Below are 14836 nucleotides of genomic sequence, written 5' to 3'. Positions count from 1 at the left end.
ATAAAATTTGACACTCTCCGGGAATTCGGGTGATCACGAACTATATTGATGATGTCTATCTAATTGAAAAGCTGCTGGTGAATCAATCGGATGTGACCCTGATTAAGCGTAAAGATTATATCAAGAATCCAAAGGCAAGTGGCTACCGGAGCCTACATCTGGTGGTTTCTGTCCCTGTTTTCCAATCTAAAGGCAGTCGTGATGTGAATGTTGAAATTCAGATTCGGACGGTCGGGATGGATATGTGGGCCAGTTTGGAACACAAATTACGATATAAAAATGATATTGACGATAAACTAGTTTCCCAATATAGCAATGATTTACATGGATATGCCGAGGAACTGTCTGGTATTGAAACTAAAATGCAGGGAATCTACAAAAAATTGAATAATTACGAGGTTTAAATTTCTAAATTTTAGCACGTTGATGTTTCCTATCAACTGTGCTATTTTTATGGTATGATAAGCAAAAGGTTTATCCAAACGGGGGAGTGTCACAACATGGAAAATGAATCTGGAAAGTTATTTAGTTTGATCGATGCGGCTTATGGGGAAGATCTTAGTAATCAACCTGCAGAGTATAAACAGTGCTTGTTAAAACGCGCGAAAGAATTAGCTGCAGGAGCTGATGAATTCAAGGTGTGTCGAGAAATATGGGAAGACTATCGGGTGAATTACATGGTACCAATGAGTTTCCCAGCAAACAGTCGACTTTTGTATACCTATGTAAAAGATAAGTTGGGAAATCTTAGTGAAAAAGAGTTGCGGGATGCTAATTTAGGATATGGACTTATCGCCACCCACATTACGTTTGGGCCGTTCAACTAAAGCTCGGAGAAGACAGGCTACCACATTCAAGAATTTGAGGTATAGGTAACGATGGAAATTCAGGTTGTAAATAAGTTAAATGAAGTTCAATTGAAACAAGTTATGCAGATTTGGTTGGCAGGAAATACTCAGGCGCATGACTTTGTTGATCCTGAGTACTGGCGAAAAAATTATGATGAAGTAGCCAAACAGATTCAAAACACGACGCTGGTTCTTGCCGTTGAGAATAGGGCTATTCGGGGCTTTTTGGGTCTGGCAGATGGTTATATTGCTGGGTTGTTTGTTCAAAAGAATATGCAAGGCAAAGGATTGGGCACAAAATTAGTTACGCGGGCCAAACAAATAAAGTTACCCTTAACCTTAAGTGTTTATCAGAAGAACGAGCGTGCAGTGAATTTTTATAAAATGCAGGGATTTTTAATTGTGAAACAAGGTATTGATACAGACACAAATGAAGTTGAATTTACGATGCAGGCTGATAAGTAACGAACAGTACGCTACGAGGTCAATTGAGACCCTGAAATTCAAAATTAAGAAAATAGGTTTACTTTAGGCTGAGAAGATTCGTTTCTCGGCTTTTTAATTTAAAAAGGTTTTGAGTCCCATAAATATTAGGAGGACTCCCATTATAATTTTTAAGATGACCGCCCCACGACCTACGGCAACTTTTTTCATGAGTTTTGGAGCGATTGCGGCCCCAATGATTGCACCACACATCAAACTAATCCCAACTGACCAATCTATTTGGCCACCGGAAAGATGTGTAATTGCCCCAATGACGGACATGCAAATTAGTACATAAGAGGAAGTCGCGGACGCCTGAATCATGGAAGCACCCATTACGAGTAAGCCGGCCATAATTGGCCCGCCACCGCTTAACCCGGCCACACCAACCATTAAGCCACTAATTGCTCCAAAAATTAGTGGTAATAGTTTGGAAGAATGAGCTTCTTGTGGTTGCGAACTGGTACGTAGTTTATATAAAACTTGAACACCCAAGATGAACAGAATTAAGCCAATAATCAAGTTGTAAAGTTTAGTGGGGATAAAAGGAGCGATAAGAGCCCCAATGATCACGGATGGAATGGCAGAAATTAGCATCGTGTTCCCCAGATGAAAATTAATTTGACCCTGGCGATAATATAGCCAACACCCGATCGCTAGTGAGGGTAAAGCAGTGATAATGGATGTCGCCGCCGCAGATGCAGGTGCCAAGTTGAAAACGGCTGTTAAAACGCCTAAATATATCGCTCCGCCACCACCGCCCATCGAAATAACAAATAGGCCAACAAACAAACCAATGACGATTAATAATGCAAACTGAAGCATGACTAGCCTTCCTTTGATCAAAATGTAATTAAATAACTATCTTTATCATAGTCCTTTTTAGTTTTCTTGAATGTTGTGAGCTGAATTTAATGCCCGGTAGTCAATTTGATACCCACAATCCCGATCAATAAAAATCCCACGAATACCCAGGTTAAAGGGGATAAACTGTCCTTAAATAAAATAACGCCAATTAAAATACTCCCAACCGCTCCGATTCCGGTCCAGATGGGGTAGGCGATACTTAGTGGTAAGGTTTTTGTGGCACGTGCTAAAAGTAAAAAACTGGCAGTCATAGCTACAAGGGTGGCAATTGAGAAACCTAATTTTGTGAATCCTTCACTATATTTCATAGTAGTTGCCCAAACAGTTTCAAAAATTCCGGCAACAATTAGTTCTAACCAAATCATTTTAGTAGTCTCCTATTTTATAAGTGGGCATCAAATGCCTGATTGAGTTTATGCATGTTTTCAATTAAAAGCTTCAATGTGCTGTGGTTGAGCTGCTTGGTCACATCAGCTTCTAATTTTAATAATTTTTCTACAATGGGTTTGGCAAGCTGGTTGCCTTTTTTGGTTAACTTCAATAAACGTTGGCGGCCGTCTTCATTGGCTTGTTCACTTGTTTGGACGATGCCATCGGTGATAAAAGCATTACAGATGGTGTTAATTGTTTGTTTTGAAACAATCCAAATTTCACAAATATCTTTTTGCGTACACTGTTCCTGCGTATACAGTTCATATAAAGTGATTAATTGGTTATAGTTGATCCCCTGTTGTTTGGCCCATTGACGATAAAATTGTTCGGATTTGTTTAGTTCTTTACTTAATTGAGTGAGTTGTTGCTGAAATTTTGGCATAGATCCTCCTAGAATAGTCCTGATATTTACTAATTCAGTATAGTAAATATTAGGACTATTTGCAACTGCTTATTGAAAATAACCTAGCCACAAGTGGTATCGTCTATTGAATAAAGCAGGTGAAGCGCGTATATTTTAAGTACGTTTAGTTACGCTTACAAAATGTATGAATTGATCTGTAAATAATAAGAGGAAAATAAATATGCAAAACTACCAAGGAATTGTTTTTTTCGATTTAGACAATACCCTTTTAAACGAACAACATGGGGTAGACGATGAAGTATTGTCTGCCATTGATACGTTAAAACGAAACCAGATTTTGCCTGTCATTGCTACGGGACGGTCAGCAGGAATTGTATCTGACGTGCTTCAAATTATCCACATTAATTCGATCGTGGCATTGAATGGCCAATATGTAGCTCTAAACGGGCAACAAGTCTACTCTAAAAGTGTGCCGATGCCATTACTGAAGCGGTTTATTACGTATTCAGATGAACATGATATTGCCCTTTCACTTTATGATGCTTATGACGAGTGGGCGACCGGAGTTAATCCAGCGATGGAAAAGGGATACTCCTTTCTTAATATGCCGTTGCCAACAATTGATAGAAATCGTTACGAAACTGATCCGGTTTATATGATGCTCGCCTCAACTCAAAACAAAGCCGACGATACGATATTAAAAACTAAATTTCCTGAGTTTGATTTTTACCGAAATATTGAATTTGCGCTTGATGTGGTTTTAAAAGGCGTTAGTAAACAGACGGGAATTATCCAAGCTTTAAAGGCCATCGGGCAAACCAATGTCCCGACGTTTGGTTTTGGTGATGGACCAAATGATGTTTCTTTAATGAAGGCCGTCGATCACGGAGTTGCAATGGGCAATGGGATTCCTGAAACAAAAGCAGCGGCCGAATTTGTTTCATCTGATTTTCGGGAGCACGGCGTTGTTAACGGATTGAAACATTTTGGCTTAATTTAATTACCAATAATGGAGAAAAACATGCAATCTGCAGCAGAAATATTTAAAGCAATTCAGGATGATCCGCAAAATAAAATATATACAAATCAAGGCATTCAGCCTCTCTATCATGTAGAACCCGAAGCTGAAATTATGATTATCAGTCAAGCACCCAGCCGAAAGGCACAACAATCGATGGTGTTTTGGAATGATCCGAGCGGTGATCGTTTGCGAGCGTGGATGAAATTGAGCAAAGAAGAGTTCTATCATTCAGGAAAAATTGCGGTTATGCCACTGGATTTTTATTATCCAGGCAAAGGGGCGCACGGAGATTTGCCACCACGTAAAGGATTTGCCGAAAAGTGGCATGAGCCGGTACTGGCGCTGATGCCAAATATAAAGTTAACCCTTCTAATTGGACAATATGCACAAAAGTATTATCTTCAAAAGAATAGGCAAAAAACGCTGACGGAAACGGTTCGCCACTATGCAGACTATCAACCTAAATATTTTCCGTTAGTTCACCCGTCACCATTGAATTATGGTTGGATGCACAAGAATGCCTGGTTTGAAACGGATGTTGTACCGGCTTTGCAGAATAAAGTACGAATGATCATGGATAATTAAGTGCTAGCAATTTAGTGTTTCCAATTGCACTCATTAAAAAATTTATTAATAGTTAAGTTTGGACGGTATTTGATTGCTGTTTGGCAGGTCTGTTAAAATGATGCAAGACACTCTTGATTTAGTTTGCAGGGATGAATCTTGTAATTTTCCAGGTTAATTTTATAATAAGTGTAATAGGGTTAATCAATACGTGTACGTTGGATTGGAGGGAAAATAATTGGCAAATATGGGATTGGTGGCAATAGGTCCGTGGATCGCACAATTACTTGTGGCGATATTTTTTATTGTCGGATTTATTGATATTTATATGTCCATATGGCACACCGCATTTAGAACGCCATCTGCCAGTCATTCCAAACGTATATTGTATCGCGTAATATTGATTCTACTAAGTGTTGGCGTAAGTTCGGTCCTTCATTTTGCTGGATATGAAAGTGGCAATAATGCCATGATGTATCATAATATTGGCTTATTTATCCTGTCATTTTCCCTCCTTGATGAAGATATTAATACTGGTGAATATTCCCTCCGGTGTGTGGCTCTGATTATTGTATGGGGCATGCACCACATGGGTGATTTTACTAGTCAACGTTTTTTCATATCAATTGCGATATTATTAGTAATGCTGGTTATTCTTCGAGACAAAAGAAAATATTTTAGTCTGAAATTTGTCCCCAATATTGTCGCATCTGCAATTATTTCCTTTGATTTTTGGCTAACGTTGCCAACCAAGTCTGCGGGAATTCAGATGGATAATGCGGTTGCTTGGGAAGCCATTCTAATGTTTATGTTAATGACAATCTTTACATGGCGTCAGTACCACGTTGCGGTGCGTAATAATCATACGGCGCATGTTGCTAATTACGATACGATGACCGATGTTAAAAATTATGCAGCTTATCAGCAAGATATTTTTACCGACATGGGGACTGCACGGACAAATCGGCAGCCACTAACACTCGCAGTTTTTGATATTGACCGTTTCAAACAAATTAATGATCAATATGGCCATTTGGGTGGAAATACAGTCCTGACAGGAATTTCCACTCTTATAAAAAGTACACTGCAAAAATATAGTGAGGATTACCAACTGTATCGAACTGGTGGAGAAGAGTTCGTCATTGTCTTTCCTAACAGTACTTCTAATGAGGTACTCCCAGTTTTGACTCATTGCTGGCGTGAAGTTCGCAACCAGCAATTTGAATACAATAATAAGGAAATAAAAGTAACCACCTCCATGGGAATGTCGAGTTTGAGAGCGGAAGATGAGTCAGCTGATGTGTTGTACAAACGAGCTGATGATTCTTTATATGATAGTAAACGCCGCGGGCGAGATACGATTACGGTCGATGGTGAAGAACAAGAGTTGTTGGGCGACGGCAGTGTGACCTATGCTTATTTTGTTCAGAATATTTATGAGGTTCAATCAGGGATCAAACATATTGCCAATGAAATGAGATTACGTTGTTATGATCATGAAAAAGAAACTTGGCGAGTGCCTGATCAGGTTAATTTAACAGTTGATAAACGATTAGTACTGATGGCGGACGCCTTGATTAATAGTGAGTGTAAGCGAATTGTCATTACCCTATCAACAGCGGAATTTCTGAACCCAGAAGTAGCTAAGAAGATTATTAATTTTCGAAAGAGTGTGGATGGACCTGAGGAGTTGGTCATTGAACTAGACCGAATGCCAGTGATTGATTTACTGAGACGTGCAAGTGAACTCTATCACCAAAATGATATTACGATAGTTCTCAGCCAAATTGGCAATAACCGACATTTTGAGCGGGTTAATGCGGGGATCCAATATATTGATGGCATTAAATTACCACTCCAATCTTTATGCGTCGATCATCATTTTGAACAGATAAAGGATAATATTCAGTTCTGGGGTAAAATTGCAGCTAAACGGCAAATTCGATTTATTGTGGATGGTATTTTGGATGAAAAGGAAGCTAATTGGGTTCTTGCCCAGGATTATGTCAGTTACGTTGAGGGTGATTACTTTAGCCGTTCGCAGTTACCAATCAGCGCTTAAAATAGAGTGATTTATAAAACATGTCGATTGACATGTTTTTTTATTTTGTAAAAAAGCTTGCATAATATGTCGGAAAGACTTATATTAGATAAGTCGTTTAGACATATGGAGGCAAACATGTATGAATTATTAATTTTAGGAATCTTGAGAACACGTGATATGTCAGCCTATAAACTAGGCCGGGTCCTTGGAGGTAATTTAGTGCCCCGTCGGGAAATTTCTAACGGTGTATTCTATCCGCTGCTTAATCGGTTAGCTGATCAGGGCTATATCGAAATTAATGAAGCGCAAGCTGATCCCCGTAAGAAAAAGATGACACGCATTACGCAAAAAGGGATGACCCGTTTTCAAGAATTAATGGCAGTACCAGTTTCGATGGATGCTAAACGTGAATCAATGTATCGTTTCAAATTTCGTGGAATGGATGGCGTTGACGAAGCTGAACAGTACAAAATTCTCGAGGATTATGAGAACGCGAATCAAACCGATTTAAATATTTACCAAAGTGTCCAAGACCATTTGAAACAAAAATTGCAGGCACCAGATGATGATCGTGTTGAGGCCCTTCAGTGGGGTGTGCGCGCACTGGGGCTCAGTATTGCAATTTGTGAAACGAAACAAAAATGGATTGAAGAATGTCGTACACAAATTGGACAAGAGAAGGAATAGAGAAAATGAAGCAAAAAACGAGTGTTAAACAATGGATCGCCTTGGGAGCAATGAGCATGGGCGTGTTTATGGGATTATTGGATGTGACGGTGGTTAACGTTGCGCTGCCAACGATGGTCACTGATTTCCACACCAATTTCACAAATTTACAGTGGGTATTAAATGCCTATACGTTAGTTTATGCGGTTAGTTTGTTAATCATGTCTAAATTAGGCGATATGTATGGACGAAAGAAAATTTTCTTAGGATCGTTGATTCTGTTTGTCATTGCATCCGCAATCAATGGAATGGCAACTAATTTATTAGTGTTGGACGTTGGTCGAGGAGTGCAAGCCATTGGTGGTGCCGGGATGATGTCATTATCGATGGCACTCGTCACGTCAAACTTTGATGGCAAAGACAGAGGTTTGGCGCTGGGAATTTTAGGGTCCGTAATAGGAGTTTCAACAGCATCCGGACCATTAATTGGTGGTTATTTAATTGAGCACTTTGGCTGGCCAGCAATTTTTTATGTCAATGTCCCAGTTGGTTTAATTGCGGTTGTGTTGACAGTCATTTACGTAAATGAAACCCCAAGTTATGGAAAAGGGCAAAAAATCGATTTAATGGGGATGCTTTTTTCGGCGTTAGGGCTGTTTGCCGTTATTTATGGATTGATCGTCAAGGAAAGCAATCCGCATCTTTCATGGTTAAATTTACAAGTTAGTGGTTATCTGGTTGGTGGTTTGCTTCTGTTAATTATTTTTGTGATTATTGAGTTGCATGTGACGTCGCCAATGGTTGATATGAAGATGTTTAAACGTACGCATTTTGTTGGAATTGTGATTGTGGCTTTTGCCTTGGGAGCTGGTATTTATTCGTTTAATACCTTTTTAACCGCTCTAATGCAAAACTACATTGGTTACTCGGCACTTCAAACCGGGATTCGGCAATTAACGATCAGTATGTGGTCATTAATTTTAGGCCCGGTTGTGGGGATCTTAAGTTCACGTTATTCTAAAAAATGGATGATTAGTATCAGTTTGTTTGTAGGTGGCGTAGGCTTCCTACTGGTTGCCCGTGCGGTTGGTCCCAAAGTTAGCTTTGAAACGTTGTGGCCCGGGATGGTTTTAATGGGAATTACCAATGGGATGGTTAATCCACTGTTAAATACAACCGGTATGGAAGGGGTCAAACCCAGTGAAATGGGGATGGTGTCGGGGTTACTAAACGTGTTCCGCCAACTAGGAATTACTGTTGGCGTTGTCGGACTCGGCTTGGTACAAGATACGAAATATGAGAATTATTTGAACGTTCATTTGGGCTCCGTTAATATGCCAGCCGCAGCCCTGTCAGGCATAAAGAAAGCTTTGGTCGAAGCAGGGCCATTTTCAGGCCATGGCATTGCCTTTTCAACTCGGATCAGTCAATCACCATTTGGACATGGACTTCAACAAGTTGTGATTAAGGCTTATGATAGTGGTATGACGGCCGTTGCAGTTGGCGCAGCGCTGATTGTGATTATTGGTGGTTTGGCTGCGGTATTTTTACTTAAAAATCATGTGGATTCAGTTGAGATTTCAGATAACTCTAAAAATAGAGACTAAGATTAATAAGGATAAACGAGGTGACAACTTTGTTTATCCTTATTTTTTTATTCGTCAAAAGCATGAGCAGCCAGATAGCATGCCACTGATGTATAATTAAACTAATAAAAACCAGAGAAGAGGCAGCCGAATGGAACTACGTTTATTGCGTTATTTTTGGACTGTGGCAGATATTGGCAACATCTCGAAAGCTGCAGAACAGTTACATATAACTCAACCCACACTTAGTCGCCAGATTAAGGAATTAGAAGAAGAGTTGGGTTCGCCGCTGTTTACACGTGAAAAAAATCATTTGGAATTGACCGAAGCTGGTTTGTTTTTGAAGAGCCGTGCAGAGGAGATCATGGATCTTACGCAGGCTACTCAGCAGGCCTTTGTAGATCGGCGGCAACAGTTATTCAGCGGTCATATTCGGATTGGCTGTGTGGAAGCTGATAACTCTGATACGATGGCGATGATGTTAGAAGAATTTATTCGTGACTATCCGGAAGTCAAATTTACCGTTTTGACGGGAACCAGTGATTACATTACGGATCGATTAGATAAAGGGTTAGTGGATCTGGCCATTTTGCTGGAGCCGATTAATACGGATAAGTATCATACTTTGACATTACCCCGAACCGAAAAATGGGGTCTTCTGGTCTCGCAAGATTCATTTCTGGCAAGTAAAGAAGCTATTACGGCTGACGAGTTGAGCGGCGTTCCACTGATGATGGGGGCTCGATCCGAAATCAGGACGCTTTTATCGAGTTGGACGGGCAGTTCCGTTGATAACTTAAATGTCATCGGCTATTTCAATCTACATTATAATATTCTTCCTCTGGTGGAACGGCAGATTGCCGCTGCACTGGTGATTGAAGGTGCCACGATTGATAGTAATGTGCGCAAATTAAAATTTCTTCCATTAGATCCGGAAGTAAAAACAAATTGTGTGTTGGCTTGGCGAAAAAATCGTGTTTTATCACCAGTTGTTTCTGAATTGATGAAACGATTCAAGCAAGCATTTGAGGAGAAATAGATGATAAAAGATAAGCAACTTGAAGTGGCCGAGATTGTTTCCGGTGAAAGCTATGAAAATTGTACGTTCTTGCAGACACCTGAAAAAGTTAAGGTCTCAGAGGTCAACTTTGTTGGATGTACGTTTGAACAAACGGATCTTAGTGAGGGTGAGTGGTTAGATTGTACATTTGAACGGATGAATTTTGCTAACTATCATTTTGAAAAGAGTATTTTTTATCGAGATCACTTTAATACTTGTAACTTATTAGGAACTGATTTTTCTAATAACGGCTGGAAGGATAGTAGCTTTACTGACTGTCGGGTAGATTATGCAAATTTCAGTGAATCTAAACTTACGAAGTGTGCAGCTAAAAATTCTAGTTTTAAGGAAACCTATTTTCGATATGTTGAATTCAAATCTGGTTTTATAACTAAGGGCTGTGACTTTGATTCTACTAGCTTTATTGGTTCTAAGTTAAAAAAAGTAGATCTTTCCAAAAGTGAGTTTGAGGTTTTAGAAGTTGTTCCGGAGGATTTAGAAGGATTGATTATAAATCAATTTCAGGCCAGTGCGTTAATCGGTGTGCTTGGTGTGGTTGTAAAATAAGTAATATGAGTGGTTGGCCTAAATTGGCTGACCACTTTTTTGTTATGCCTCTTAGGCATGGGACATGTTTTTTTAAGCATTAGACGAGGTCTAAAAAGCGCTGTAGGATAACAAGTGTAGTCAAGAAGGATTACTTAATGAATGGAGATGTTTAACCATGTCAGTCGTTGTTTATTTTTCACATGATGGAGAAACGTTGCTGGATGGTAAGCATCAACAAGTTTCGTTTGGTAATACCGAGGTTGTTGCAAAAACGATTGCCCGTTTGGTAGATGGTGAACTTGTGAAGTTAATGCCAAAACCAGTGTATCCGGTCGACTATCAGGCAACGTTAGCACGTGCCAAACAAGAAATGAAAGCTAGTCAATTCCCTGAAATAATGCCAGTAACGCATGATCTCAAAGCGGATGAAGTGATTTATTTAGGCTATCCTATTTGGTGGGGAACCCTGCCAGCAGTAATTAAGACGTTTATCCGGCAAACGGATTTGAAGGGCAAAACAGTTTATCCGTTTTGTACCCATGAAGGAAGTGGCTTTGGACGTAGTATTCAAGAGTTGCAACAATTGCTACCAGATTCCGATATTCAAAAAGGATTGGCTGTTCGCGGTTCGCGAGTTACGTGTGCGCAGTGTGCCGTTAATAATTGGTTAGGTCAAAAGGTTTAAAAAAAGGAGATTAATATGTCAGTCAAAGATAAAGTTATTGTAATTACAGGTGCTTCAAGTGGGATTGGTGAAGCAACCGCCAAGTTAGTTGCTAAAAATGGTGCCAAAGTTGTATTGGGTGCCCGCCGAGAAGCTCGTTTACAAGCAATTGTAAAAGATATTGAAGCCGATGGTGGTCAAGCAGCTTATAGTGTCACAGATGTCCGTAATCCAGATGAAGTTCAGGCTTTAGTAGACTTAGCTAAATCGAAGTTTGATGGATTGGATGTAATCTTTAATAACGCCGGTATTATGCCTAACTCACCAATTAGTGAATTACGAACTAAAGATTGGAATGACATGGTTGATATCAATTTAAAGGGTGTATTAAATGGGATTGCAGCTGTGATGCCAACTTTCACGAGTCAAAAGAGTGGTCAAATTATTACAACCTCTTCAGTAGCTGGGATCAAGAGCTTCGCCGGATCAGGTGTTTACGGGGCAACAAAGTTTGCCGTTCGTAATTTGATGGAAGTTCTGCGAATGGAAAGTGCTCAGGAAGGCACCAACATTCGAACAGTTTCGCTCTATCCAGCCGCGATTAATACAGAATTATTGGGTTCTATTACTGATAAAAAGGTCGCTGATAATATGGGTGAATTTTACAAACAAGTTGGCATCACACCTGATGCAGTGGCGCGGGTTGTGAACTTTGCGATTGATCAACCAGAATCAGTGAACGTCAATGAGTTTACCATTTATCCAACCAAACAAGCTTAGTTTCAATTAACTTAATTTAAACAAAACAGAGGAATTTTATTATGGCAAAGAATGAAGAAACAGTAAAAAATGGACTTTTTGAAGTTGGCGATAAGAACGTTGCCTATCAACAATTTTTCCAAGGCCAAAGTTATTTAAACACTTTGGTTGGCGAAAAAGATATCAATGTTGGCGTGGGGAATGTCACCTTTGAACCTGGATGCCGAAACAACTGGCACATTCACCATGATGGCTACCAAATTTTATTGGTAACTGGTGGTGAAGGCTGGTATCAAGAAGAAGGCAAAGCCGCTCGTAAATTGCATCCTGGTGATGTTGTCGTTACTCATGATGGGGTTAAACATTGGCATGGTGCCACTAAAGACAGTTGGTTCTCACACGTGGCAATTACTGCGGGAACTCCAGAATGGTTAGAACCCGTTTCAGACGAACAATATAACGCATTGGAGGACTAAAAAATGGCTGAAAAACAAACTGCAGGACGTGATAACTTGGGCGATTTTGCTCCCAAGTTTGCGGAATTAAATGATGATGTTTTATTCGGAGAAGTTTGGTCTCGCGAAGATAAATTATCTGCTCGTGACCGGAGTATGATCACCTGCTCAGCTTTGATGAGTCAGGGCTTATTCCCACAATTGGAATCACATATGAAGATTGCAAAGAAAAATGGCGTAACTAAAGATGAAATGGTTGAGTTGATCACCCATCTCGCATTTTATGCCGGTTGGCCAAAGGCTTGGTCTGCATTTGGTCTTGCAAAAAAGATCTATGCAGATGACTAAATAATTAAGGTTTAGGAGAGTGATTTTTCTAAACCTTTTTTGTATTTAAAAGGAGAGAAAGTATGACAGATTATAATGAACAGTATTTTGAAGGAGAACGGTCGTTATTTGCCGAAAAAGATGCAGTGATTACTCGAACGACTTTTGGTGAAGGAGAGTCACCATTAAAAGAAAGTCACAATATCGAAGTGAAAGATTCAATTTTTAAATGGAAATATCCCTTGTGGTATAGCAAACACGTGAAAGTTGACCACACAATTTTTGAAACAATGTCGCGATCAGGAATCTGGTATACAGATGATATTTCAGTGACCAACAGTACGCTGCAGGCTCCCAAACTATTCCGGCGCGGACACCACATTTCATTAAAAAATGATCACTTTTCGGATGCTGATGAAACACTCTGGAATTGTTCAGATATTCGCATCGAAAATGTTCAAGCACGTGGTAATTATTTCGCGATGAATAGCAATAATATTTATATTGATCATTTAGATTTAATGGGTAACTATGCGTTTGATGGTGCCAAAAATGTTGAAGTTCATAACTCTACATTAGTTAGCAAGGACGCTTTTTGGAACTGTGAGAATGTCACGGTTTACGATTCGGTCATTAATGGTGAGTATTTAGCATGGAACACCAAAAATTTGACGTTGATTAATTGTACGATCGAAAGTGACCAGGGGCTTTGTTATATTGATCATCTTGTGATGAAGAATTGCCGTCTCTTAGAAACTGACTTAGCATTTGAATACTGTCGTGATATAGATGCTGATATTCAATCTAACATTACCAGTGTGAAAAATCCGATCAGTGGTACGATTCGAGCAGAGTCAATTGATGAAGTGATTTTGGATTCTACGAAGGTTGACCCTGAACAAACTACGATTGTGACAACTAAGGGAATTTCAAAAAAGAGGTCAGCATAATGGGTGAATTCGATCAGTTAATTCCGCGGCGAGGAACGGATTCTATTAAATGGCATGTTAAAAGTAATGAATTGCCAATGTGGATTGCGGATATGGACTTTAAAACGGCGCCCGCAATTCTGAAGGCCATGCGCGAAAAGGTTGATTTTGGAGTGTTCGGGTACGAAGAGCCACAGGCCGACTATTATAAAGCCGTTGCTCATTGGTACGAAACAGAGCACCATGCGCGTCCCGAAACGAATTGGATGTTATATTGCACGGGCGTTGTACCCGCAATTTCGGCGGTTGTACAAAGGATTAGCAATGTTGGCGATAACGTGGTTGTTCAAGCGCCAGTTTACGATATTTTTTATCACTCGATTGAAAATAATGGCCGTCACGTTCTGTCCAGTGACTTAGTTTATGATCAACAGGCGCATACTTATGCGATCGATTTTAAAGATCTGGAAACTAAACTGGCAGATCCAGTGAGCACCCTAATGATTTTATGTAACCCGCATAATCCGATTGGAAAAGTGTGGTCACGAGATGAGCTAATTCAGATCAGTTCCTTGTGTCAAAAACATCATGTTATTTTATTGAGTGATGAAATTCATGGGGACTTGATGTTTGGTGAACCAGCCTATACGCCGCTATTTTCATTGCCAGATGCGTTAATTCAGCACACAATTACGACTGTTTCACCAAGTAAAAGTTTTAACGTAGCTGCGTTGCATGCCGCTACAGTGATTGTGCCAAACGAAAATTTACGGGAATCGGTCAGTCGCGGGATCAATAACGATGAATTGGGTGAACCTAATTTGCTGGCAATTCCGGCGACAATTGCGGCATATACGCAAAGTTCTGATTGGTTGCAGGCCTTGAAAGCTAAGCTGGTGGAGAATCGTCAATTTGTCGCGCAGTTTATTGAGACTAGGATACCTGAAGTTCAGCTTGTTTCAGAAAACGCGACTTATCTTTTGTGGTTTGATGTTAGTCAAGTAACCGATGACGCAGAAAAATTAACGGTTTTTATCCGTGAACAGACCGGTTTGTTTTTATCAGCGGGAACTGTCTACCGTGGCAACGGATGTTATTTCTTGCGGATGAACATTGCTTGTCCGACAAATATGGTCGAAGATGGATTGAATCGCCTCAAGCAAGGCATTGAAGCATTTAAAAAATGAACTAAAAAAGAAACTACTCATAAAGTTGAAA

At 39.8% G+C, this 14836-nt stretch carries 18 protein-coding genes and 1 pseudogene; 16 read left to right on the top strand and 3 right to left on the bottom strand.

Features of this window, described 5'->3' with window-relative positions:
- Nucleotides 1–20: 20 nt before the first annotated feature.
- From ACLHK8_RS06610 to ACLHK8_RS06600, 3 genes and pseudogenes are all read left to right on the top strand, one after another.
- Nucleotides 21–404 (top strand): annotated as a pseudogene (locus ACLHK8_RS06610) (GTP pyrophosphokinase); the annotation flags it as partial.
- A 96-nt stretch (nt 405–500) separates the two neighbouring features.
- A complete protein-coding gene (locus ACLHK8_RS06605) occupies nt 501–827 on the top strand; it encodes a hypothetical protein (RefSeq protein ID WP_057773302.1) in 327 nt (108 codons plus the stop codon).
- Between the two features lie 51 nt (nt 828–878).
- Nucleotides 879–1313, top strand: coding sequence for a GNAT family N-acetyltransferase (locus ACLHK8_RS06600; RefSeq protein WP_057773301.1), 435 nt, complete (start codon nt 879–881; stop codon nt 1311–1313).
- Between the two features lie 93 nt (nt 1314–1406).
- Here ACLHK8_RS06600 and ACLHK8_RS06595 read toward each other — a convergent pair whose 3' ends face one another.
- The 3 genes from ACLHK8_RS06595 to ACLHK8_RS06585 form a co-directional block, all read right to left on the bottom strand.
- Complete coding sequence (locus ACLHK8_RS06595; RefSeq protein WP_057773299.1) at nt 1407–2156, bottom strand: sulfite exporter TauE/SafE family protein; 750 nt, start codon at nt 2154–2156, stop codon at nt 1407–1409.
- An 86-nt stretch (nt 2157–2242) separates the two neighbouring features.
- On the bottom strand, nt 2243–2563 hold the full coding sequence (locus ACLHK8_RS06590) for a DMT family transporter (RefSeq protein ID WP_057773297.1): 321 nt from the start codon (nt 2561–2563) through the stop codon (nt 2243–2245).
- Between the two features lie 17 nt (nt 2564–2580).
- Nucleotides 2581–3012 (bottom strand): MarR family winged helix-turn-helix transcriptional regulator, encoded by a 432-nt coding sequence (locus tag ACLHK8_RS06585; RefSeq protein ID WP_057773295.1) that lies wholly within the window; start codon nt 3010–3012, stop codon nt 2581–2583.
- 202 nt (nt 3013–3214) lie between these two features.
- Between ACLHK8_RS06585 and ACLHK8_RS06580 the strand changes: the two genes are divergently transcribed.
- The 13 genes from ACLHK8_RS06580 to ACLHK8_RS06520 all read left to right on the top strand — a co-directional run bounded on the left by ACLHK8_RS06580 (nt 3215) and on the right by ACLHK8_RS06520 (nt 14805).
- Entirely contained in the window at nt 3215–3994 is a 780-nt protein-coding gene (locus tag ACLHK8_RS06580; RefSeq protein ID WP_434520247.1) for a Cof-type HAD-IIB family hydrolase, read from the top strand.
- 21 nt (nt 3995–4015) lie between these two features.
- A complete protein-coding gene (locus ACLHK8_RS06575; RefSeq protein ID WP_057773291.1) occupies nt 4016–4600 on the top strand; it encodes a uracil-DNA glycosylase family protein in 585 nt (194 codons plus the stop codon).
- A 226-nt stretch (nt 4601–4826) separates the two neighbouring features.
- Nucleotides 4827–6641, top strand: a complete 1815-nt coding sequence (locus tag ACLHK8_RS06570) for a diguanylate cyclase (RefSeq protein ID WP_236698826.1) — start codon at nt 4827–4829, stop codon at nt 6639–6641.
- 117 nt (nt 6642–6758) lie between these two features.
- On the top strand, nt 6759–7310 hold the full coding sequence (locus ACLHK8_RS06565) for a PadR family transcriptional regulator (protein WP_179947330.1): 552 nt from the start codon (nt 6759–6761) through the stop codon (nt 7308–7310).
- A gap of 5 nt (nt 7311–7315) precedes the next feature.
- Nucleotides 7316–8896: an MFS transporter gene (locus tag ACLHK8_RS06560; RefSeq protein ID WP_057773284.1), complete on the top strand. Its 1581-nt coding sequence runs from the start codon at nt 7316–7318 to the stop codon at nt 8894–8896.
- 130 nt (nt 8897–9026) lie between these two features.
- Nucleotides 9027–9914, top strand: a complete 888-nt coding sequence (locus ACLHK8_RS06555) for a LysR family transcriptional regulator (RefSeq protein WP_057773281.1) — start codon at nt 9027–9029, stop codon at nt 9912–9914.
- Nucleotides 9915–10502 carry a pentapeptide repeat-containing protein gene (locus ACLHK8_RS06550; protein WP_057773279.1) on the top strand — a complete coding sequence of 196 codons (588 nt, stop codon included), beginning with the start codon at nt 9915–9917 and terminating at the stop codon, nt 10500–10502.
- Nucleotides 10503–10659: 157 nt separating this feature from the next.
- Nucleotides 10660–11169: a flavodoxin gene (locus ACLHK8_RS06545; RefSeq protein ID WP_057773277.1), complete on the top strand. Its 510-nt coding sequence runs from the start codon at nt 10660–10662 to the stop codon at nt 11167–11169.
- Nucleotides 11170–11184: 15 nt separating this feature from the next.
- Nucleotides 11185–11928, top strand: a complete 744-nt coding sequence (locus ACLHK8_RS06540) for an SDR family oxidoreductase (protein WP_057773275.1) — start codon at nt 11185–11187, stop codon at nt 11926–11928.
- A gap of 41 nt (nt 11929–11969) precedes the next feature.
- A complete protein-coding gene (locus tag ACLHK8_RS06535; RefSeq protein ID WP_057773273.1) occupies nt 11970–12383 on the top strand; it encodes a cupin domain-containing protein in 414 nt (137 codons plus the stop codon).
- 3 nt (nt 12384–12386) lie between these two features.
- Nucleotides 12387–12710 (top strand): carboxymuconolactone decarboxylase family protein, encoded by a 324-nt coding sequence (locus ACLHK8_RS06530; RefSeq protein WP_063698544.1) that lies wholly within the window; start codon nt 12387–12389, stop codon nt 12708–12710.
- Nucleotides 12711–12772: 62 nt separating this feature from the next.
- Nucleotides 12773–13639: a DUF3737 family protein gene (locus tag ACLHK8_RS06525; RefSeq protein WP_063698542.1), complete on the top strand. Its 867-nt coding sequence runs from the start codon at nt 12773–12775 to the stop codon at nt 13637–13639.
- Nucleotides 13639–14805 (top strand): MalY/PatB family protein, encoded by a 1167-nt coding sequence (locus ACLHK8_RS06520; protein ID WP_434520246.1) that lies wholly within the window; start codon nt 13639–13641, stop codon nt 14803–14805. The genes ACLHK8_RS06525 and ACLHK8_RS06520 overlap by 1 nt, the downstream gene beginning before the upstream one ends.
- Nucleotides 14806–14836 lie beyond the last annotated feature (31 nt).

It is taken from the genome of Pediococcus sp. M21F004 (genome assembly GCF_051122535.1).
In the GTDB taxonomy this organism is placed as follows: domain Bacteria; phylum Bacillota; class Bacilli; order Lactobacillales; family Lactobacillaceae; genus Pediococcus; species Pediococcus inopinatus.
This window is presented reverse-complemented; position numbering and strand designations above follow the sequence as displayed.

Excerpts from the sequence above, each read along its gene's own strand:
- ACLHK8_RS06590 (WP_057773297.1), bottom strand. The coding sequence starts at position 2,563 with ATGATTTGGTTAGAACTAATTGTTGCCGGAATTTTTGAAACTGTTTGG.
- ACLHK8_RS06550 (WP_057773279.1), top strand. The coding sequence starts at position 9,915 with ATGATAAAAGATAAGCAACTTGAAGTGGCCGAGATTGTTTCCGGTGAA.
- ACLHK8_RS06560 (WP_057773284.1), top strand. The coding sequence starts at position 7,316 with ATGAAGCAAAAAACGAGTGTTAAACAATGGATCGCCTTGGGAGCAATG.
- ACLHK8_RS06535 (WP_057773273.1), top strand. The coding sequence starts at position 11,970 with ATGGCAAAGAATGAAGAAACAGTAAAAAATGGACTTTTTGAAGTTGGC.
- ACLHK8_RS06585 (WP_057773295.1), bottom strand. The coding sequence starts at position 3,012 with ATGCCAAAATTTCAGCAACAACTCACTCAATTAAGTAAAGAACTAAAC.
- ACLHK8_RS06545 (WP_057773277.1), top strand. The coding sequence starts at position 10,660 with ATGTCAGTCGTTGTTTATTTTTCACATGATGGAGAAACGTTGCTGGAT.
- ACLHK8_RS06565 (WP_179947330.1), top strand. The coding sequence starts at position 6,759 with ATGTATGAATTATTAATTTTAGGAATCTTGAGAACACGTGATATGTCA.
- ACLHK8_RS06580 (WP_434520247.1), top strand. The coding sequence starts at position 3,215 with ATGCAAAACTACCAAGGAATTGTTTTTTTCGATTTAGACAATACCCTT.
- ACLHK8_RS06530 (WP_063698544.1), top strand. The coding sequence starts at position 12,387 with ATGGCTGAAAAACAAACTGCAGGACGTGATAACTTGGGCGATTTTGCT.
- ACLHK8_RS06600 (WP_057773301.1), top strand. The coding sequence starts at position 879 with ATGGAAATTCAGGTTGTAAATAAGTTAAATGAAGTTCAATTGAAACAA.
- ACLHK8_RS06575 (WP_057773291.1), top strand. The coding sequence starts at position 4,016 with ATGCAATCTGCAGCAGAAATATTTAAAGCAATTCAGGATGATCCGCAA.
- ACLHK8_RS06605 (WP_057773302.1), top strand. The coding sequence starts at position 501 with ATGGAAAATGAATCTGGAAAGTTATTTAGTTTGATCGATGCGGCTTAT.
- ACLHK8_RS06595 (WP_057773299.1), bottom strand. The coding sequence starts at position 2,156 with ATGCTTCAGTTTGCATTATTAATCGTCATTGGTTTGTTTGTTGGCCTA.
- ACLHK8_RS06525 (WP_063698542.1), top strand. The coding sequence starts at position 12,773 with ATGACAGATTATAATGAACAGTATTTTGAAGGAGAACGGTCGTTATTT.
- ACLHK8_RS06540 (WP_057773275.1), top strand. The coding sequence starts at position 11,185 with ATGTCAGTCAAAGATAAAGTTATTGTAATTACAGGTGCTTCAAGTGGG.
- ACLHK8_RS06520 (WP_434520246.1), top strand. The coding sequence starts at position 13,639 with ATGGGTGAATTCGATCAGTTAATTCCGCGGCGAGGAACGGATTCTATT.
- ACLHK8_RS06570 (WP_236698826.1), top strand. The coding sequence starts at position 4,827 with ATGGGATTGGTGGCAATAGGTCCGTGGATCGCACAATTACTTGTGGCG.
- ACLHK8_RS06555 (WP_057773281.1), top strand. The coding sequence starts at position 9,027 with ATGGAACTACGTTTATTGCGTTATTTTTGGACTGTGGCAGATATTGGC.